Origin of the sequence: Lysinibacillus sp. NPDC093712 (genome assembly GCF_050280025.1) — a bacterium.
Taxonomy (GTDB): domain Bacteria; phylum Bacillota; class Bacilli; order Bacillales_A; family Planococcaceae; genus Lysinibacillus.
The window spans coordinates 401949-423459 of sequence record NZ_JBNNUU010000001.1 but is presented as its reverse complement, the minus strand read 5'-3'; the positions used below and the strand labels follow the sequence as shown (position 1 = coordinate 423459).

The 21511-nt window shown below is 37.5% G+C and carries 18 protein-coding genes; 5 read left to right on the top strand and 13 right to left on the bottom strand.

Annotated elements, in window-relative coordinates; all coding sequences use genetic code 11:
• Positions 1-135: 135 nt before the first annotated feature.
• On the bottom strand, positions 136-336 hold the full coding sequence (locus tag ACQKNX_RS02095) for a hypothetical protein (protein WP_427427346.1): 201 nt from the start codon (positions 334-336) through the stop codon (positions 136-138).
• A 320-nt stretch (positions 337-656) separates the two neighbouring features.
• Between ACQKNX_RS02095 and ACQKNX_RS02090 the strand changes: the two genes are divergently transcribed.
• Together ACQKNX_RS02090 and ACQKNX_RS02085 are read left to right on the top strand one after the other, a co-directional pair.
• Complete coding sequence (locus ACQKNX_RS02090; protein WP_427427345.1) at positions 657-1145, top strand: helix-turn-helix domain-containing protein; 489 nt, start codon at positions 657-659, stop codon at positions 1143-1145.
• Positions 1146-1255: 110 nt separating this feature from the next.
• Positions 1256-3088 (top strand): recombinase family protein, encoded by a 1833-nt coding sequence (locus ACQKNX_RS02085; RefSeq protein WP_427427344.1) that lies wholly within the window; start codon positions 1256-1258, stop codon positions 3086-3088.
• Between the two features lie 37 nt (positions 3089-3125).
• On the opposite strand, the gene ACQKNX_RS02080 is transcribed toward ACQKNX_RS02085, so the two are convergent.
• From ACQKNX_RS02080 to ACQKNX_RS02070, 3 genes are all read right to left on the bottom strand, one after another.
• Complete coding sequence (locus tag ACQKNX_RS02080) at positions 3126-5393, bottom strand: DEAD/DEAH box helicase (RefSeq protein ID WP_427427343.1); 2268 nt, start codon at positions 5391-5393, stop codon at positions 3126-3128.
• A complete protein-coding gene (locus ACQKNX_RS02075) occupies positions 5368-5751 on the bottom strand; it encodes a YppE family protein (RefSeq protein ID WP_427427342.1) in 384 nt (127 codons plus the stop codon). The genes ACQKNX_RS02080 and ACQKNX_RS02075 overlap by 26 nt, the downstream gene beginning before the upstream one ends.
• Before the next feature lie 258 nt (positions 5752-6009).
• The gene (locus ACQKNX_RS02070; RefSeq protein ID WP_427427341.1) at positions 6010-6207 is read right to left on the bottom strand and encodes an endonuclease; all 198 of its coding nucleotides are present in this window, start codon (positions 6205-6207) and stop codon (positions 6010-6012) included.
• A gap of 382 nt (positions 6208-6589) precedes the next feature.
• Here ACQKNX_RS02070 and recU point away from each other — a divergent pair, with 382 nt between their 5' ends.
• Both recU and ACQKNX_RS02060 read left to right on the top strand, forming a co-directional pair.
• Complete coding sequence (gene recU / locus ACQKNX_RS02065; RefSeq protein ID WP_427427340.1) at positions 6590-7240, top strand: Holliday junction resolvase RecU; 651 nt, start codon at positions 6590-6592, stop codon at positions 7238-7240.
• Positions 7237-9900: a PBP1A family penicillin-binding protein gene (locus ACQKNX_RS02060; RefSeq protein ID WP_427427339.1), complete on the top strand. Its 2664-nt coding sequence runs from the start codon at positions 7237-7239 to the stop codon at positions 9898-9900. Before recU ends, ACQKNX_RS02060 begins: the two co-directional genes overlap by 4 nt.
• A 170-nt stretch (positions 9901-10070) precedes the next feature.
• On the opposite strand, the gene ACQKNX_RS02055 is transcribed toward ACQKNX_RS02060, so the two are convergent.
• The 7 genes from ACQKNX_RS02055 to ACQKNX_RS02025 all read right to left on the bottom strand — a co-directional run bounded on the left by ACQKNX_RS02055 (position 10071) and on the right by ACQKNX_RS02025 (position 16737).
• On the bottom strand, positions 10071-10385 hold the full coding sequence (locus ACQKNX_RS02055) for a YpoC family protein (protein WP_427427338.1): 315 nt from the start codon (positions 10383-10385) through the stop codon (positions 10071-10073).
• Complete coding sequence (gene nth, locus ACQKNX_RS02050) at positions 10382-11044, bottom strand: endonuclease III (RefSeq protein ID WP_427427337.1); 663 nt, start codon at positions 11042-11044, stop codon at positions 10382-10384. The genes ACQKNX_RS02055 and nth overlap by 4 nt, the downstream gene beginning before the upstream one ends.
• A gap of 14 nt (positions 11045-11058) precedes the next feature.
• A complete protein-coding gene (locus tag ACQKNX_RS02045; protein WP_427427336.1) occupies positions 11059-11787 on the bottom strand; it encodes a DnaD domain-containing protein in 729 nt (242 codons plus the stop codon).
• A gap of 90 nt (positions 11788-11877) precedes the next feature.
• Complete coding sequence (asnS, locus tag ACQKNX_RS02040; protein ID WP_401008115.1) at positions 11878-13173, bottom strand: asparagine--tRNA ligase; 1296 nt, start codon at positions 13171-13173, stop codon at positions 11878-11880.
• 28 nt (positions 13174-13201) lie between these two features.
• Positions 13202-14395 carry a pyridoxal phosphate-dependent aminotransferase gene (locus tag ACQKNX_RS02035; RefSeq protein ID WP_427427335.1) on the bottom strand — a complete coding sequence of 398 codons (1194 nt, stop codon included), beginning with the start codon at positions 14393-14395 and terminating at the stop codon, positions 13202-13204.
• A 16-nt stretch (positions 14396-14411) separates the two neighbouring features.
• Complete coding sequence (locus ACQKNX_RS02030) at positions 14412-14894, bottom strand: DUF5590 domain-containing protein (protein WP_340825084.1); 483 nt, start codon at positions 14892-14894, stop codon at positions 14412-14414.
• A gap of 421 nt (positions 14895-15315) precedes the next feature.
• Positions 15316-16737, bottom strand: a complete 1422-nt coding sequence (locus ACQKNX_RS02025) for a tetratricopeptide repeat-containing diguanylate cyclase (RefSeq protein ID WP_427427334.1) — start codon at positions 16735-16737, stop codon at positions 15316-15318.
• A gap of 451 nt (positions 16738-17188) precedes the next feature.
• Between ACQKNX_RS02025 and ACQKNX_RS02020 the strand changes: the two genes are divergently transcribed.
• Complete coding sequence (locus tag ACQKNX_RS02020; protein WP_427427333.1) at positions 17189-19057, top strand: multicopper oxidase family protein; 1869 nt, start codon at positions 17189-17191, stop codon at positions 19055-19057.
• A gap of 108 nt (positions 19058-19165) precedes the next feature.
• Here the strand turns inward: ACQKNX_RS02020 and ACQKNX_RS02015 are convergent, their stop codons facing one another.
• On the bottom strand, positions 19166-19942 hold the full coding sequence (locus ACQKNX_RS02015) for a MerR family transcriptional regulator (protein WP_427427332.1): 777 nt from the start codon (positions 19940-19942) through the stop codon (positions 19166-19168).
• A gap of 162 nt (positions 19943-20104) precedes the next feature.
• Positions 20105-21358: an MFS transporter gene (locus ACQKNX_RS02010; RefSeq protein ID WP_427427331.1), complete on the bottom strand. Its 1254-nt coding sequence runs from the start codon at positions 21356-21358 to the stop codon at positions 20105-20107.
• Positions 21359-21511 lie beyond the last annotated feature (153 nt).

Genomic DNA, 21511 nt, shown 5'->3' with positions numbered 1-21511 from the left:
ACCTTCTACCAATTTTAGTATTTTTTGTATTTTTATAAATAAAAATTATGAAATCGCTTGAATAAAGAGCCTAAAATCTGTTAGAATGTAAACAATTAGTTAACGTTTTATAGACAACAATTTCGCGAATTTTGACTATAAACTTTTACATTCACTTGATGCGCCAACATCAAGTAAATCATTTGTTTCTTTCCAAAGTTTTTCAACATCTTTTTTACCGTCCCCCCACGATTGAATGATCTCAATTGCTGCGGACGGATTACATTTTGATAACTGACTAATTCTTTTTGGTAAGTTAGAAATGATAGTTACAACTTCCATATCAATCGGTAACATGGTGGCTCTTGCCTCCTTTTATTTTACAGATGATGTAAACCAACGGTTTCGAATTAAATTAAAAAATATATTTAACCGGCGGTTTAAAAAAGTATTAAAAATAAAAGTAACGACCACAGTATTTAGAAATAACTGCTTTTGGTTACATAAATAAAGTAATAATTGAGTTGATTTGATTATATAGTATTTTACAAACTAGGAAACTCCTAATTTTTGTTTGAGTGCTATATAATGTAAAACCTATATTATCAACCGACGGATTAAAAAGCAAGTCTAATCTATTAAATTTTTAAATAAATTTTTGAAAAGGAGTAATTTCAATGTCAAATATGGAAAATCGTAAAACTATGAGCCCTATTCTTGGATCTCACTTAAAACAATTAAGGACTACCAAAGGTTTAAAACTAGCAGAAGTATCTAACCGTTCTGGGTTAACACCTCAAATTATTAGCCTATATGAACGAGCATTGCGAATCCCCTCAACAGAAGCACTATCTAAACTTGCAAAAGTTTATGATGTTGAAATTAAAGAATTAATTCAAATTCGAGAATTAACAGTAGTTGATACTGTTGAATTATTAGGCGACGATGCCCCACCTAGTTTGAAAAATGAAAGAAATATGATTGTGCATGCTAGAAGTTCATCAGTATCATTCCTAAGAGAAGATCAGGCAGATTATGTTTTAAAAGAATCTGACACACCACAATGGGAAGTTGACGGTACTCCTCTTAGCGAAGAAGAGCTAAAGGATGCACAAGATTACATTCGCTCAATCCGGATAATGCGCGAGATGAGAAAAGATAAATAAACAAATACAGAACGCTTGTTCTTGTTTTTATGTTACCATAGAGTTGAAATATTTGTAAAGCTATTTCGAACAGAATATTTCAAAATTGATATCTGAAGGGAAAGTTGATAATGAGTACCAATATTCGTGCCATTCTCTACTACAGGGTTTCAACTAAATTACAGGAAAAGAAATTCAGTTTAGCAGCGCAAGAAACCGAACTAGCTCGTTACGCAAAACAACAAGGCTGGGAAATTGTAGCTACATTTCAAGATACAGATTCAGGGGGTAAGCTTGATAAGGCTGGATTAAACGCATTGCTTGATTGCGTAGAAGAAGGTAAAGCAGATGTCGTGTTAGTTATAGATCAAGACCGCCTATCTCGTCTTGATACAATGAGTTGGGAATATCTAAAAGGCATTTTGCGTGAAAATAAAGTTAAAATTGCTGAACCAGGTATGATTACCGATCTCGCTAATGAAGATGACGAGTTTATTAGTGACATTAAAAACTTAATAGCTAAACGTGAAAAAAGAGCGATTGTTCGTAAAATGATGCGTGGTAAGCGTCAATTTACTCGGGAAGGAAATGTTTGGGGTGTTCAACCTGAAGAGTACAACTACGATAAAGCTACAAAAGAATTATCGATTAACGAAGAACGTGCTTGGATTATCCCTTTTATAGACCATTTGTATATAACTGAAAGAGCTAGTACAAGAGAAATTGCTCGACGTTTAAATAACAGAACATCAACTTCAAAGGGTAAAAAGTGGACAGAGATTCAAGTACTTGTGAAATTAAAAAACCCTTGCTATCACGGAGTTTTGCAGAAGTCATTTAGTAATGGGGAAACTATTAGTGTACCTGATGTTTACCCAAAGCTACGAACACAAGAGGAATTTGAAGCTATTCAAGAGATTATCGCAAAGAAACGTAATCGTAGACCCGCCACTCCTCATATCCTAAGAGATATAGATATTAAATGTTCTTCTTGTGGGCATACAGTTTCCGTTCATAAGATTGACCATTACAGTGATGAAGACAACTATGTCCTAAAACACAGCTACGAGCCTACGAGAGAGCTTTGTACCACTAAACCTTATATCAATACTAGAAGAGTAGAAAAGTCGTTTATAAAGGCTGTAAAAGACATTTTAAAGAGCGAAGATATTGCAAAACAGTATATTGATCCTTCAAATTACGATAATAGTCAAATTAGCGAACTAGAACTTTCAATCAAGCATTACAAAAAGCAAACAGCTGACATACATCTAAAAAAAGATAGATTATTAGAGTTATATCTGAGTGGACGCTGGTCGATGGAAAAGTTGGATGAAGAAGGTGTAAAGCTAGATAAGGAGCTTTCAGAAATTGAAAATGCTCTTGAGCGCGACAAAAATAAGATTTCACTCCTTAAAGCAAACAAGTTGAATTATGATTCTGTAGTTAGCTTTTTAAGTGCAGTAGCAAATTTTGATACGTGGTTATCAACAGAAAGGCAGCAGCAATCAATTGGGATGCTGTTCCCTACCGCAACTCTTGATGTTGAAAATGAAATTTTGATTCTCAACGGCCTTTTACCACAAGGAGTGACACTACCAATCAATGTACCAATTCAAACTTCTGAGGAAATGATTCAAGAAGCAATATTAAGAAAAGCAAAAGAACGTTATGATGCTTGCCAAAAGTATATCAACGAAAATCCTGGCACCACGCTCAATAAACTTTCTGAAGTTATGCATTCAAACCATTCGACTCTCGAATCAGATCAATTAAGATTTGGGAAGTTTAAAAATTTAGCTTTAGCTAAGGGTAGTACGGCGTTGAGAGAGAAAAGACTAGAGATTCTCCGTTCTGCTATGAAAAAACATCCTGATGCATCAGGTCGTGAATTAGAAAAGCTAACGGGCATTAACCGAAAAATGATTTATAAACTAACAAAAGAAGAGGGCTTGGGGGTATAAACAAAATACACCCTTCTTCCCCTCTTCTTTTTGTATGTTAGTTTAAAATATGCAGTAACTCCCTAACTTTTCGTTTCATGTTTACTAAAGAACTTTGAGGCCCTATGCATGATGGGCATCCTGATTCACAAGGACAGTTTGCGACATGATTCATTGTCTTGGTTAATAAGTCTTCCCATAGATCATAAACCTTGTCACTTAAGCCTATCCCGCCTGGATACTTGTCGTACACAAAAAACGTTGGCAGATCATTATGTGTAGCCTTTACTTGTGGCACAACTGCTACATCGCTTGAATCACATTGAATAAATAATGGGATAAAGGCATTCATTGCATAAGCTGCTCCAGTCATCGCTTCTGTTAACTCTGCTTCGGACCATTGTAGTGTATTGCTAAAGGATAACCATGACGAGCTTGTATGCATTTCATCTGGCGGTAGATAGATTGGACCCGACCCAATATTATCATGTTTTTCGTTTAATCTTATTTTTTTAAAAATTGTAGCTTGTGCTACTAATCCTACGTCACCAAAACTAATCGTCCCACCTTGGTAGTTTCGGCTTCGATCTTCTTCAAGTACTTTCATTTCCACAGCTAAATTAGCATCTGTGTAATAATCGACATCTACTTCACGTACAAAAGCTTTTTTTTCTTCCCAATCAAGTTTTTCTACTTGGAATTGAATGCCTTGGTGCAAATAGATAGCTTCCTCATGTAATAGTGTCATGGCACTATGACGATCCATTTCTCCAATTACCTTTGTGCGAGCAGGTACAGTCATATCGATGATGACAACATTTTCCTGAGATGCTGAACGAAGGCTAATATCGTGCGCCGGAAAACGATCATTCATCCAATGCCACTTTTCACTCGTTTTAAAAACAACACCTTCCTCTGCTAAATACTCGAGTAGTTCTTGTATTTCAAATTCTCCATACGAATCATTTGTTGTAAAAGGTAACTCAAAAGCTGCACATTTTAAATGATCCATTAAAATCAACATATTTTCAGGATAAATGCGTGCCTCCTCAGGTTCGCTTCCCAGTAAAAATAGTGGATGATCTACAACGTACTGATCCAGTGCTGTCGATTGTGCTACATAAATAATGAGTGCTTCGTCTTGACGACGCCCAGCACGTCCCGCTTGCTGCCATGCACTCGCAATATTTCCCGGGTAACCCGTCATAATGCATGCCTGTAATTGACCAATATCTACGCCAAGCTCGAGCGCATTCGTACTCACTACAGTTTGAATTGTTCCATTTCGAAGCCCACGTTCAATAACACGTCGCTCTGAGGGTAAATACCCCCCTCGATAGCCACGCACAGATTCGTCTTGTAATTTATTGCGAGTCAGTTCCTTTAAATAGGTAACTATCATCTCAACACGCACTCGGCTTTTTGCAAAAATAATCGTTTGAATTCCTGCTGTATAAAGCCTTTTTGCCAAATCACTTACCTCTAAAACTGCACTTCGACGTACACCAAAAGTTTTATGGATAATCGGTGGATTATAAAAAAGGAATGTTTTTTTGCCAACCGGTGCACCTGAATCTGCAATTAACGTTTGCCTCTCGTTCGTTAAATTTTCCGCTAGTTCTTTTGGATTTTTAATGGTTGCAGACGTACAAATAAAAACTGGTTTACTGCCATAAAATTCACAAATGCGTTTCAGTCTTCGAATAACATGCGCTACATGTGAACCAAATACACCCTTATATGTATGCAATTCATCAATAACGATATACTGCAAATTTTCAAAGAGCGACACCCATTTTGTATGATGTGGCAAAATACCTGAGTGCAGCATATCTGGATTCGTCATGACGATATGGCCAGCTTTTCGAACCTTTTGGCGTATACCTGGAGCTGTATCACCATCATAAGTATAGCTTAAAATGTCCTCGCCACTCTGTTCAATCAGTTCATTTAAATCATTTTTCTGATCCTGCGCTAACGCTTTTGTCGGAAAAAGATAAATTGCACGTGCATTTCGATCTTCTAAAATCTTTTGTAATACAGGTAAATGATAGCAATATGATTTACCTGAGGCGGTCGGTGTAACTGCAGTAAATGATTTGCGGCTAGTCGCCAAATCAAACGCTTCTCGCTGATGTGTATATAATTGTTCGATGCCACGTGCATGTAATGCTTTGATAAGTGAAGGATGTAGATTTTGTGGAAAAGGAGCAAGTTTGGCATCGCGTCCGTCTAATGTTTGCCAATGAAGTATCCGCTCTTTAAGTTCCTCATCATATCGCCACTCATTTAATAACGCACTAATCGTCCGTTTTTTCGATAGCATCGGTTTGCCCCTCCTTCACTATGCGATAAAAATTATTTAGCGTGTAGGAAGTAGAATGCGTCGCATCTAAAAAACGTTTTTTACTTGTTTCTTTATAAAATGATTGCACAACAAATTGCTCCATCGATTCAACCGCTGAAGCAATTTGTCCTGAATGCATATATTTCGGTTTGTTTTTTTGAATCCAAGCATTTGCTTCTTGTTGCCACTCTTTCAATAGTTGATGAATCGTATCAGCATGTGGCTTGACCTCCGCAAAAAAGTCTGGCGTACGATCCTCCTCACGCATTTGCCAAAAGCGTGCAACACATTTTTCACATTCATCTATTAATATGGAAGTTTGCTGTATTAGTAACAATTTCGCACCTCATCTCGTATCAAATGTACCTTTAGCATAATTGTCGCGAGCACTTTTCGTTTACAACAATTAACATGTATCAGAATTAAAGAAAAGTGCTGACTTTCAGGACTGTGTGCCGATCTCTCTTATATCGCTACATTTTATATCCAACTACCCTGAAAGATACTTTGCATAATTCCTGGACACCCGCTAAAGGCTTTAAATGATTGCATCAAATGAATCATTTTTATTTGTATGAGATTAGTGTACCAAAGTCTATCGTTTTTCACTACTAATAGGCGAACAAGCATTCTTTACTTGCCAGTTCTTTTCTGCTAAGCTTACTTTCTGGCTAACAGATTTGAGCTGCATAAAAAATTGCAGGTTGTGTGCATTGTTTTCCAATGACACTCTCGTTAAAAGTAATTGATTGACTAGATCCAACTGTGCAACTAATTGTCCTAATTTGTTCAATACAACGCCCCCTTTTATCTTTACTTAAGTATTCCTCGCATGTATAAAATAACCTTCATGCGTGACAAAATAAGCGTAAGTTAGCTGAAAGAAGAAGAATTTCGATAAATTTTTAATAGCGACTTCCAATGAGCACTATTAATGAAATGGCTGAAAAAGAATGATTCCCAATGGTTCTAGGAAAAAAGGGGTGTATTCATTTAACAATTTCAATGGCGAATGCAGTTGTTTTATTGGCGAAATTTCTACTTTAAACAGCGAATCATGCAAATCTATCAGCAATTGTAATCTATCTTTAGCGCAACGTACTGCCTGTGGTGAAGTTATACTGAATCATGGTAAACTATTGTGTATAATAGCAGTATTATAGAAGGTGAGCTAAGTGACAATTCGTTATCCAAATGGTAAAGTCTACACCCCTGCTCCAGCTATTCAAAAAGCTGAGAAAAAGGGGAAAACAAAGGATTTTTCCTATAGTAATCGAGGGAAGACGTTAGAGGATGAAATAAATGAAGCAAACGACTTTTATTTAGAAAGGCAACTTGCTATTATTCATAAGAAACCTGTTCCCGTACAAATCGTCAAAGTAGAGTATCCGTCGCGAAGTGCTGCTGTAATTCGTGAAGCTTATTTCCGAACGCCCTCTACAACTGACTACAATGGCGTTTGGAATGGGCATTATATTGATTTTGATGCTAAGGAAACCGCATCCAAGACGAGCTTTCCATTAAAAAATATACATGGACATCAAATGAAACATATGCAGCAAGTGAAGGAACACAATGGCGTGGCATTTATTATCGTTCGTTTTTCAGCTTTTGAACGCTATTTTTTAGTGCCATATGAAGTTTTACAAAAGGCCTGGCATGCAATGGACAATGGTGAACGAAAATCGATTCCCTTTTCAACCATCGAAAAGGAAGCTTATGAAATTCCAACAAGCTATTATCCACGTATCGATTATTTACCCGTTCTTCAGCAGTTCATTGAAGCAACAAGTCATGGCTCTGAAAGTGAGGAGATTAAAAAATGAGTGAACGTCGTCAAACACGCGGAGAGCATCAAAAGGCTCTCGCTCAAAAAAATAAAAAGAAAGCGCCGAAAGCAGCAAAATCCTCGACCAAAATGTGGTTGAAGCGTATTGTCCTAACGATACTTATTATAGGAGTTGTTGGCTTAGTCGGCGGAGCAGGTGTATTTGCTTATTATGCAAGCACTGCACCAGAGCTTAATGAAGATTTACTAAAGGACCCTGTTTCATCTGAGTTTTATGATAAAAACGGAGAAGTTTTCGCCACAATCGGTGCTGAAAACCGAAAATACGTAACATACGATGAAATTCCTGAAGATATGATTAACGCCATTCTAGCAACAGAAGACGTTCGCTTTTTTAAACATCATGGTATGGATTTTTATCGCCTTGGTGGTGCAATACTTGCCAACTTCCGTGATGGTTTCGGGGCACAAGGTGCTTCAACTTTAACACAGCAAGTTGTCAAAAACTCATTTTTACAAAATGAGAAAAAATTAAAACGTAAAGCCCAAGAAGCATGGCTTGCCTTCCAGCTTGAACGTAAATATTCAAAAGAAGAAATATTTGAAATGTACTTTAATAAAATGTTGATGTCAGGCCGTATCTATGGCTTTGGCACAGCCGCTCAATATTTCTATGGCAAAGAGTTAAAAGATTTAACATTGGATGAAGAAGCGCTACTAGCAGGTTTAGTGCAACGTCCGAATGCTTACAATCCTTTAAAAAATCCAGAACTGGCAGAAAAACGACGCAATACAGTTTTAGGTTTAATGTACCAGCATGGAAAAATTACAAAAGCTGAAATGGAAGAAGCGAAGAAAGTTGATGTGCAAGTAGGTCTTGCAGACGACGCTACACGCCAAACATTCGCTGGCTCTAAATACGATGCCTTCCTAGATATCGTTATTAATGAGCTTGAGGAAAATGGCGATGGCACAGCTATGGCAGAGGGTATTAAAGTGTACACTACACTTGATCCGAATGCTCAGCAAATTGTAGAAAACATCATGAACGATGACAGTAATTTCCCAACAGAAAACATTGAATCTGGTATTGCTGTCGTTGATACAAAAACAGGTCAAATCCAAGCAGTTGGCGGTGGACGAAACTATGGAAACCGTGGCTTTAACTATGCGGATGACTTAGTGATGAATCATCCTGGCTCAACAATGAAACCATTACTGGATTACGGTCCTGCAATTGAATATTTAAAATGGTCAACAGGTCAAACACTTGTCGATGATCCAATGAAATATACAGGTACAAATCAAACAATTACAAACTGGGATGGTAAATATTTTGGTGCTATGACAGCGCGTAAAGCTTTATACGCTTCTCGAAACGTGCCAGCCGTTAAAACATTTAAAGAAGTTGGCGCAGATAAAGCAAAAGAGTTTATTGGCCGTTTAGGCATTAAAACAGAAGATGCTTACGAGGCAGATGCCATTGGCGGTGGTGCTATTACCTTATCCCCTATTCAAATGGCAGCATCTTATGCAGCATTTGGGAATAACGGTGTTTACACTGATCCTTATGCCATTACAAAAATTGTTTATCGCGATGGCAAATCATCGAAAGATTATACGCCAAAGTCAAATGTTGCTATGGAAGAATATACAGCTTATATGGTCACAGACATGTTGCGTGATGTTGTCAGCAATAAACCAGATGCATCCGGTACTGCAGCAAATGTTTCAGGATTAGATATTGCTGGTAAAACAGGTACAACAAACTATTCAAACGACGAGTTTAACAAATATAATTTACCAAGTACAAGTGTGCCAGATTCTTGGTTTGCTGGTTACACTACCAATTATTCAATTGCTATTTGGAGTGGTTACGAAAAACGGTCTGATCCAATTACAACTTGGGATGAACGCCGATTACCACAAAATTTATTTAAAGATATTATGAAAGATCTTTCTGCGAACATTGAAACAGAACGTTTCAAAAAACCAAGCTCGGTTGTAGAAGCTACGATTGAAGTAGGCTCTAGCCCGCTTAAATTAGCAAGTGACTATACACCAAGTGAATTACGTCAAACAGAGCTATTTGTTCGTGGTACAGAACCTACAGAAGTTTCAAATGAATACAAAGCTCCTGAACTTTCTACACCTTACAATGTAAGTGCAAGTTTAGATTTGGCTGGGCAATCTATCAACATTAGTTGGGAACATGATGCAATTCTTGACCCAAAAACGGATGAACCAATGCCGACTACCTTTGAAGTATCTGCTACAAGAGAAGGTGGAGAAACGGTTGTACTTGGGACAACTGAAAGTAAAGGTTTAACCGTTAGCAATACATTAGAAGACGGTAATTACACGATTTCTGTCGTAGCGATTGTGGATGATACGCGAAGTGAACCAGGAACGACATCGTTCCAGATAACGAGTATGCCTGATGAAGATCTAGGTACTGAGGATCCAGATGAACCGGACATTGAGCAACCAACACAGCCTGATCAAGGCAATAATGGCAATCATAACGGTAACAATGGTAACAACGGGAATCACAATGGCAATAATAACGGAAATGGAAACAATGGCAATAACGGGAATGGCAGTAACAACGGCAACAATAATGGCAGCCAACCTCCTGTTACACCAACCGATCCTGTAGTGCCAAACGATGATAACGATAATGATGACGGTGAGTAACTATTTAAAAGGTACTCACTAAAATGAAACAGGTGTAGAAAACGTAATGTTTTCTACACCTGTTTTTTCACAACAAAAAGGTTGTCCTCTATATAACTTAAAGGACAACCCATTTTCTATTATTAGTATGTGATTTTTTCCTTTGCATCTTCTACTTGCTTTTTGCTTCCTTAGTTTTTGGTTGCCTGTAGACGCAAGCGTGCTGTTCGTTTTTTTGTTTCTTTAAATAATTCATCTAATTGACGATAACACGCATATTGTCCTGGTTTCGTTTTAATAAAGGCCATACGCTCAACCCCATTAATCGGCATTACCTCTTCACCTGCTTCGATAACTAAACGTTCAAACAACTTGATAGCCTCTTCCATGAGTCCCTTTGCTTCTCCGTTACGAGCATCATGGGCAGCATGTATTTGAGCTTCCAACATTGTCCATTCTGTAAACCATTCATCTATTTTTTCTTTTAATATTGCCTCAATGTTCACGCGTTCTTCACCAGCCCTTTTTTTAAACGCTTTTGCCCTTCTCGGCAATCATCGAGTAACGGACATGTTTGGCAGCCCGGATTTTGTGCCTTACAATGATAGCGTCCAAAGAAAATTAACTGATGATGGGTTTTCGACCATTTGTCCATTGGTGTTTTCTTCATTATGGTTTCTTCCACTTCAAGCACGGAATCCTTCCAGCGACATAAACCTAATCGTTTAGATACGCGTTCTACATGTGTATCAACAGCAAGTGCTGGAATATCAAAAGCTACTGATAAAACAACATTCGCCGTCTTACGACCAACGCCTGGCAATGTCACGAGCTCTTCCCGACTTGTGGGAATTTGCCCATCATATTCAGTTAAAAGTCGCTCACATAGAAGTTGAATATTTTTTGCCTTATTGCGATAAAGACCTATTGAACGAATATCCTGTTGTAGTTCTTCTAAGCTCACTGCCAAATAATCTTCTGGCTTTTTATATTTTTGAAACAACGTTTTCGTTACTTTATTGACAAGTACATCCGTACATTGTGCAGATAATAACGTGGCTATTGTCAGCTCGAACGGGTTGTCATGCACAAGTTCGCAATGCGCATTGGGAAACATGCGGTCCATTTCAGCTAGACAATGCTCCCACTGTTTTTTTGTTAACATTCCCTAAAAGCCCCCTATTCTCTTTCTTCTAACCAGTTATAAAATGGTACTCTGTTTGTCGACTGTGTTTCTTGCTGTAACGCACGTGTAGGCGGTCTATTTAAGCTTTGTTTCTCACGGAACTGTTCGCCTTGTTTATGTGCAGCTTGTGGTGTCGTAATATTTTTCTTTTTCCACTCCAATAATATCCGATCAATATAGCGAATGCTCAATTTACCAGCAAACACAGCTTCCTTTAACGCTTCTTTAATAAGCGCAGCACTGTGCTTATCCTCATCTAGCCAAAAACCGATTTTTTCTAGCTCTAAAGGAGATAAAAGACGCCCCATTTCCTCTTCAAATAAACGGAATACTTCACCCTCTTCTTGACGAAGTGTAGCTGCTGAATTTTTTTGTTCTTTCATTTCAATAATCTGCAATATACGTTCCCAAAGGGGGTACACCGAATATTTTTCATATAGCGTGCCATTTGAATCGACATCACGTGTAATCTCAAGAAAGCCCTTTTGCATTAGACGCTGTAAGCGAGAAGTAATATCATTACTAGGCATCGTAAGACGATTCATCAAATCTGTTGGTGTAGGAAAATCATTTCCTTCCACATGAAAGGCAAGTAAATGCATGACAATAAGCGCCTCATCATCCTCAATATTTAACTCCTTATAAAACTGAAAAAAGAGCTGAGGAATTTGTATCGTTCTCTGCTCGGTCCATGTACGGAGTCGATTATTTTTTGTATTCATATAGACATGACTCCTTTTTCTAGTAAGTAGAAAAGCCGCGTAGAAATTTCACTACGCGACTTTTAAATTGTTTAGTTTATTGCTAACCGATTATGGGTATAAACGGTTTAATAGACGTGGGAATGGAATAGTTTCGCGAATATGTTCTGTTCCAGAAATCCAAGCCACTGTACGTTCTAGCCCTAGACCGAAACCAGAATGTGGTACTGAGCCTTGCTTACGAAGCTCTAAGTACCATGCGTAAGCATCTAATGATAGATTATGTTCTTCAAGACGAGTTTTTAATAAATCATAGTCATGGATACGTTCCGAACCACCGATAATTTCTCCGTAGCCTTCTGGCGCAATTAAATCGGCACATAATACTACATCATCACGATCTGGATGTGGCTGCATGTAGAATGGTTTGATACCTGTAGGGTAGCACGTAATGAATACAGGTTTGTCAAATGAATTCGCAATTGCGGTTTCATGTGGCGCACCGAAGTCATCACCCCATTCAATGTCATCAAAACCTTGTTCATGCAATAGTTTAATGGCATCATCGTATGAAATACGAGGGAATGGCGCTTTAATATTTTTAAGCGTCGATGTATCACGACCAAGTCGCTCTAATTCTAAAGTACAGTTTGCCAGAACAGACTGCACAATATGCTCCACATATTGTTCTTGTACTTCTAAGTTTTCTTCGAATTCTACAAACGCCATTTCTGGCTCAATCATCCAAAACTCGATTAAGTGACGGCGTGTTTTAGATTTTTCAGCACGGAACGTTGGACCGAATGAAAAAACTTTCCCTAACGCCATCGCAGCCGCTTCCATATAAAGCTGACCAGATTGAGAAAGGTAGGCATCTTCTTCAAAATATTTTGTGTGGAATAGCTCAGAAGTACCTTCTGGTGCTGATCCAGTTAAAATTGGTGGGTCCATTTTTGTAAAGCCGTTGTTGTTGAAAAATTCGTAAGTTGCACGAATAATCTCGTTACGAATTTTCATTACCGCATGTTGTTTACGAGAACGTAACCATAAATGGCGGTTATCCATTAAAAATTCAGGGCCATGCTCTTTTGGTGTAATTGGGAAATCTGTTGCTGCGTGTAACACTTCAATTCCTGTTACTGCTAGCTCACAGCCAAAACTTGAACGTTCGTCTGCTTTCACCTCTCCAATAACATACATCGAAGTTTCTTGCGTCATACCCTTTGCAATTGCAAAAATTTCTTCGCCTACTTCTTCTTTCACAACAACGCCCTGTACAAAGCCAGAACCATCACGTAGTTGTAAGAAAGCAATTTTACCACTTGAACGTTTGTTAGCTAACCAAGCACCTAGCTTGACTGTTTCTCCGATATGCTGTGGCATATCTTGAATCATAATTTTTTTCATAGAAATCCTCCAAAGTTGGTTAGAAGGATTAGTCTTGCCATTTTGATTTTACAAATGCATCAATACGACGGACTGCCTCTTCCAATAATTCTAAAGATGTAGCATAAGATAATCGCATAGTAGTTGGTGCACCAAACCCAGAGCCTGGAATCACTGCTACGTTTGCTTCTGTTAAAATATCCGCAGCAAATGCATCGACTGAATCATAACCAGTATGTGCCATTGCTTCTGCTACATCTGGTAATAAATAAAATGCGCCTTGCGGTTTTAATACGTTGAAGCCAGGAATTGCACTAATTTGTGGATAAATTTTCTCAAGACGAGATTCGAATGCTTGGCGCATTTCTTCTACTGTGTCCTGAGGTCCATTATACGCTTCCACTGTTGCATATTGTGCAGTTGTTGTTGCGTTTGAAGTAGAGTGTGAAGCAAGGTCAGTCATTGGTTTAATAATGTCTGCATCACCTGCTGCATATCCGATACGCCAGCCTGTCATAGAGTGAGATTTAGCTACACCATTTACTACGATTGTACGTGCTTTCAATGCATCTGAAAGTTGTGCAATTGAAAAATGCTCTATACCATTGTATACAAGCTTCTCATAAATTTCATCTGACACGATTAAAATATCTTTTTCTTCTGCAACAGCAGCAAGTTCTGCTAGCTCGTCGCGAGAATAAATCATTCCAGATGGGTTGCTTGGTGAGTTAATAATGACTGCTTTTGTTTTATCGGTAACAGCTGCACGTAATTGCTCTGCAGTAATTTTATAGCCTTGTTCACGTGTTCCTTCAACATATACCGGCACACCGCCAGCTAGTTTCACTTGCTCTGGATACGATACCCAATAAGGGATAGGGATAATTACTTCATCGCCCTCATTCAAAATTACTTGGAATAAAGTGTAAAGAATATGCTTTGCCCCAACGCCTACGATAACCTCGTTCGGTTTATATGTAAGATTGTTGTCGCGTTGAAGTTTATCAATAATAGCTTTCTTCAACACTGGCAGACCACCAGCAGGGGTATATTTAGTTAAACCTTTTTCCATAGAATCAATAGCCGCATCTAGAATATTGCGCGGTGTGTTAAAGTCAGGTTCACCAGCACCTAGTCCTATTACGTCAATACCTTGCTCTTTTAATTCTTTTGCTTTTGCAGTAATTGCTAATGTTGAAGATGGTGTTAAAGTTTTCACTCGGTTTGCTAATAATTTTTTCATTCGGGATCTACTCCTCTTATAAATTCTTAATGCGCTTCCACCAGTCGCCGTCCTTAAATAAAATATAGACATAGTTGAGTTTATCGTGATTATTTAGGTAAGAAATTTCCCAAACAGCCCCTACCTCCTCATAGCCTAACTTCATATGAAGAACCTTTTGGACATTTCCTTCATTTTTAAAAACCGATAATGCTTGCTTTTCCGTAATACCATCTTTCAAAAATACTTCCTGAATGGAATCCTCTTCTAGATTCGTTGGAACAAAGACAGCCTTTTTGTCACCGTATTCGTCTACCCCGAACACAGTAACATACGAATGTTTGCCATTATATGTGTATGACTCCGTGACAATTGCTAGGGCTTTGGCATCAAGCGCCAACTGTTCAGCCTGTTCTTCAATTGAACTAAATGGAGCCTCGGCTTTCCAGAGTACTAAAATACTAATGACAAGTGACAAGGAAACCATAAAGACAGAAATGAAAATCAACCAGTTTTTCATATATTCACCTTATGTTTCACACCTAGCTTTTTTTTCGCTAAGAATGCCTGATATTTTTGCGTGTCTATAACTGCGCACACTTTCATTTTGCTTACCATTTTTGTCAACCTGCTTTCTTTCCTCATACCACAACATTATACACCAAAATTCTCTTGTCGTGTTTGCTAATTTCATTTATTGTACGTTGATAAACCAGCGTTTTCAAATGATTCGAGGAGTGATTTTCATTTTTTGCTCTTCCACTAAAAAAGACTGTACTTTATCATCAAAAGTTCCTATTTTTTTCACACTATAGAAAGATGTATATTTGTGAAAAAATCCCTTTTTCACTATACCAAAAAGGATAAAAGTCATACATAAATAGATTCCCACTGCCTTTTGTTAACAGTGGGAACGATGCTATTTCATTTGATAGACTTATTTATAGTGAGCTGATGACATAGTTTGCACGACCATTATTTTTCGCTTTGTATAAGTTGCGGTCTGCCTGCTTAAAAAGCTGAATGTATTCATAATTTTCTTGGTCATTCATACAGGCGCCTAAACTAATCTTTAACGGATAACTATCCAAGTCTTGTTCTACTTTTAAAGTTAAAATATAGGCATGTAGTTCCTTAATAAAGTCATTGATAAACAGCTTATTGTCATGACGAAGACAAACGATAAATTCATCTCCACCATAACGTATAATGACCGCATCTTCATTACGTAAAAAATCCCTTAATCCAGTAGCAAGGAGCTGTAGCACCATGTCACCCAACAAGTGACCATACTTATCATTGTATGCTTTAAAATAGTCGATATCGAGGACAATTACGCAAACATATTGCTGAGAAATTTGTGCTTCCTTCAACCAATCATTTAGCTCACTATCAAGAAAATGGCGATTAAGGACACCTGTTAAAGGATCATAGAGTGCCCTTTTTTCCAGTTTCTCTTTCTGTCTATTAAAATCTAAGTTCATAACTTGTTGAAGCAAATTGTCAGCACTCATTTTTTCTGTAAGCTCTATATAAACTCGTTGCACATCAAAAATCTCATTTCGGTAATCCAATTGATAAAGAACGTTTAACAGCATACGCATGACCCTTTTTGTAATTGGATTATCACCATATGATTGCGCTAAATCTATCGCTTGCTTATAATATTTCACCGCTTCTTCTAGCTTTTGTTGATGTTCATATAAAAAGCCATAGCCAAACAAGGCGGCTACCTTTTCTCGTTTATGATTTTGAATAATATCCGAATTCAATGTATGATCCAATAATGCTTGACCAGTGACAAAATCGCCCTCCAGAATATACACATCAGCCATATTATTATTAATGCGAATTTCTTGTAGCTTCGCCAATTCAGGCTGTGTTTTCGCAAGCTCCTTATTATAATTCCTTGCAATAAATGCAGCATGAAGAGCTTCCCGATAACAGCCATTTTCGACTTCAAGATAACACAGATTGCTATAGCAACGTACAAGCATTTTAATATCTTTTAGCTGTGTAGCAAATTCAATCGATTTTTTGGTCATTTCCACTGTTTTTTCTCTGACACCAACTAAATCGTATATTAAAGACATAACAAGATAGTAATTCATAAAATCCTTTGTCGTTCCGTACTTTTGGCAGCACGCCTCATAGTCATGGATGTGGCTCACCATGCTTAATGTATCGCCTAGAGCATGATGAATTAATATTTTTTGGAAGAATAAATCTAGTCCATGCTTATGATTATCATTTTCTAATGCTACTAAAAGTCCCTGTTCAGCAAGATTTAGAGCTTCTGTTAAACGCCCTTTCGTCCGCATTTCCATGATTGTTTTATTTAATTCTTCTAATGTTAACTCCAAATAATCACCACTTCTCTATGCTCGGAATTTTCCTTATCCTTAATACGTTAATGTAGCAGTTAGCCTATACATCAATTATAAGCGAAGTCCATGTCCTCGTCCGTCATTTCAAGCATATCCCATAAATTACTAAATATATCGAATGATATTTTTTTAGAATAGAGGATGCACACCATGTTCTATAGTCAAAAAAAACTAAGCAAATGTATTTGATCGAGATGACATTTCACCTGTCTTCACGATTACCTATACTCCATCAACTTACTTCCGTTTACGTGTAATTAAAACAGGGCTAGAATAATAGCATATTTACAGGAATTTTTGACATTCATTATTTTTTTATATATATTAGCACAAATAATTCCATTATTGTCCTCGTTTCTCATTGTTTTTACCCATATAATGTAGTTGATTGAGTATTTTTTTGTAAAAACGTGAGGGACGTGATGTTGTGAATAAAAATATTAATCCATCAGATCCAGCAACAATTCCTAAATTTGTAGATGAACTACCGAAGCCTGTTACTGCAAAACCAAAATACAGTAGCGGCCAGCCGAAGAAAGAATATTATGAGTTGCAGATGATGGAAGCGGAACATTGTTTTCATAAAAACTTTCCGAAATCCACTATTTGGGGATATAACGGACTTTACCCAGGACCAACCATTGAGGCCTCAAAAGACAAAACGATTTATGTCAAATACAAAAATCAATTACCTTTAAAGCATTTTTTACCTGTAGATTTTACTCTCCATGCAGCCAATGATTCACAAGAGGTTAGAACGGTAACACATCTTCACGGAGCCAACGTTGATTGGGAAAGTGATGGCCATCCTGAGGCTTGGTATACAAGAGACTTTATGTATACTGGTCCCAAATTCAATAAAGAAATCCATGAATATACGAATCATCAGCCAGGTACAACGTTGTGGTATCATGACCACGCAATGGCATTAACGCGCTTAAATGTTTATGCAGGTCTTGCTGGTTTCTACTTGCTTCGAGATACAATTGAGGAGCGCTCTAACTTACCGTGCGGTGATTATGAATATCCAATATTAATTGCGGATAGATCCTTTAATGAAGACGGTTCTCTCTTCTATCCTAATGAACCACCTTTCCCCGTGCCAGTTCATCCATCGATTACACCAGGCTTTGTGGGAAATACAATTGTTGTGAACGGTAAAGTATGGCCTTATTTAAATGTTGAGCCTCGCAAATATCGTTTCCGTTTTCTAAATGGCTCGAATAGAAGAGGCTATATCATTAGCCTTTCTAATGAGCAGCCTATGATCCAGCTTGGAACAGATGGTGGTTTTTTAACAACCCCTAACGAAATTCACTCTGTGGAATTATTGCCTGCTGAAAGAACGGATGTCATCATTGACTTTTCAAAGTGTGAAGGTCAGGAAATAACATTAATTAATGGGGATACAGATTTTATTAACGAGCATACGAGCGTAATTATGCAATTTAAAGTGAATTGCCCACTGCGCTGTGAAGATACGAGCGAAATTCCTGAAAGACTCGCCGTTTCAATGGATTTACATTCGCATCATGCACATATCGAACGCAACTTACCATTAAGTGCATCGACAGATGATTTTGGAAGACCAATGCTATTATTAAATGACCGTATGTACCATGATCCCGCAACTGAAAAGCCGGCTCTTAATAGTATAGAAGTCTGGAATTTCATTAATGCCACTCCATTTATACACCCTATTCATCTACATTTAATCCAATTTAAAATACTTGAACGACGGCCATTCGATGTGGAGCTCTATCAAAATGAAGGAAGGATGGAATTTACTGGTCCAGCTGAAGAACCACGTGACTTTGAGAGAGGCTGGAAAGATACTGTAAAAGCTGATGCAGGGAAAGTTACAAAGATTATTATGCATTGGAAAGACCATATCGGAAATTACATGTGGCATTGCCATTTTCTTGAGCACGAGGATCATGATATGATGCGACCAATTTTAGTGATGAAAGATGTTCATCCCGTATCGGAGCCACATGTCGAAATAGAGCATACTCCAGCAAACCATAGTGCCACAGTAACAACAATTCCAAATAATAATGAGAACACTGCCCCCTTATTGAATAGTTCACATAGCATTGCACCGACAACTGGGCCAGCACAGCACGCACCAATAGCAGTTGACACGCAAGTATTGTTAGTTAGTAAGGATACATTGCCACATAATGCTACTCATACACAGAATGTCTCACAGTTTGTACCTCGACCAATTTATCCTTCAGAAAGAAGCCAAACTCAACCGAATAGGGCAAGTAGCTGGCGGAGAAGACGCTCGTAGTAATCTGCATCTTGCCTGTATATTGCCAAATAGAAAACCGAGGTATTTGACGTTCACACTCTCGAATACCTCGGTTTGTAAAATACATAGGATTAGCTATCTCACTCCTCATTGCTCACTCCTCTCCAATTGAATGACAGGCAATAATAAATCTAATTGCGTATAATCTTCCCCTCGATACCACTCGAGAATTGATCGGGTTGGCACCCAACTATGTTCGATGGCATATTGTAGTAATTTTTGATACCCCTCTTTTATTTCCGTCAAATGCTCTTTGAATGGTAGTGCTAGACAGATACAAGCAGGCATATGCTCGATAAAATCAACGTCCGTTAATCCATTTATATTAGAATGTTGTGTTACACCAAAACCGATTTGTACTTTTATCAAATCTTGTCCTGATAAATAATTTACATAATAGCTGTTAATTTGAATATTATTTTGCTTTAATTCATTGGCTCTTTTCGCAAAATGCTCTCCAAACTTCCCCATTGTGGATTGCTCAATGAACCAAATTATTTTTTCTTCGTTTTTATCGATTAGATAGATCTCCTCTCGAATGGAATCACTTTCTAAAAACCTTAAGCTAACATCGATGAGCTCCCGTTTTTTCTTTAAAGAACGAATCCAATTATCCATCATTGTTTGACGAGCTACTTCGTCAGGTTCTAGTAAGTAATGTTGTATGTCCTTAATAGGTACGTCTGCTATACGCAAAGTAGTAATCAACTTCACTATTGCAATTTGATGCGTTGCATATACGCGATATCCATTTCCTTTCCGTTCTACTGGCAATAATAAATTTTTCGATTCATAAAAACGCAACGTACTTTTTGAAATTCCTGTTCTATTAGAAAATTCCTGAATGGTCATATAGTTATGCAACAGCGACACACCTTTCAATTTCCATAATAAACCTTCAAGTTACTTGATGGTCAAGTAACTTTTCTATTAATTAGACAAGTATATGGAAAAGACCTTCTAATAAATGAATGTACGATAACGCACAACACTTGTTAGAAGGTGATGGATATTCAGCACTTACTATTAAACTAGTTCATCATGTCTCCATATTTTCTTCGTTGCTACTGTCATTAGCAGCATCGCACAACAAATAAAGAGGATTGGAACATAAACTTTTAAACTAAATGCTTCAAATAATAAACCATACAATATTTGCCCTATTGGTGCCATGCATTGTGAAACAGCCATAATAATCGCCATGACTTTGCCCAAATTTTCATTTGGCGTTTTCTTTTGCACAATGGTGATGACAAAAATTGAAATGATTGTCATCACCATCGCAATCAACACAGCGCTGAAAATAAATAGAATGAAAGATGGATAGTATCCCATATCTAAGACAAAGGGCATAACAGACATAGCCATCGGCACGACCAATAATGCGGTAATGAAAACCCAACGATATAAATTGTGTATCCCCATTTTTTTCGCAAAGATTCCAATAGACAGTGCCCCTAGAATTGTTGCAAAATCAATAAGCCCCATTCCAATACCATACAGTGAATCACTACTTCGCATAGTGACTCGCAAAATAATCGGACTCCCTACAACAAACACAGGCGTCAAAATTAAATTTAGTAATGCGGCTAATATCATACATTTTAAAATAAAAGATTGCTTTACTACATACATAAACCCTACTTTCATATCTTTAACTAATGTAGGAAGTATATGTTCACTTTGCTCCCTTTTTACAAATGGCATGTTAATAAACATTTCTAAAAGAGCCGATAAGAAAAATAAAATTGCGCTTAGCACAACCAGCATTTTTAACCCAATTACCCCGTAAAGTACTCCTCCTAGAACAGGGGCAGCTACGTTTGACAATGCTTGAATACCGTTTACAATGCCATTGGCCTGCTCCAATTTGTTGTCCTCAACAAGTACTGGAATACTCGCCATTACCGTAGGCGCATACATAGCACTAATCGTTGCAAGCAGCACCATTACAATTCCAATTATTAGCACTGATGTATTACCACCAACTAACAATAAAAAAAAGCTAAAAACGATTACGCTACTAATAAAATCAAAAATGACCATTAAATTACGTCGATTAAATCTGTCAGCAATCGCACCACCAAGTGGTGACAACAAAAAAGGGATATTTGATATGGCAAACAAAATAGCAAAAAGATCAGCCCGCCCTGTAATGTCTAATACATAAAGGGATAAAGCAAAACGTAATAGTGCAGAGCCTAAAATCGATATAATTTGCCCCACTACCATTAAGTTAAAGTCTTTCGAAAAACCTTTACGATGAACTTGTGGTTGCATCTGAGAGACACCTTCCTGTCTGTTAATCTACTAATTAGAAAAAGAAATAACATGCACAAATTACAATAACAATAATATCCATATTAATTAAAAAAATCTATATTTTTGTCATATTATCATTAGTGTACACAAACCCATTCTGAGTAAAGCCAA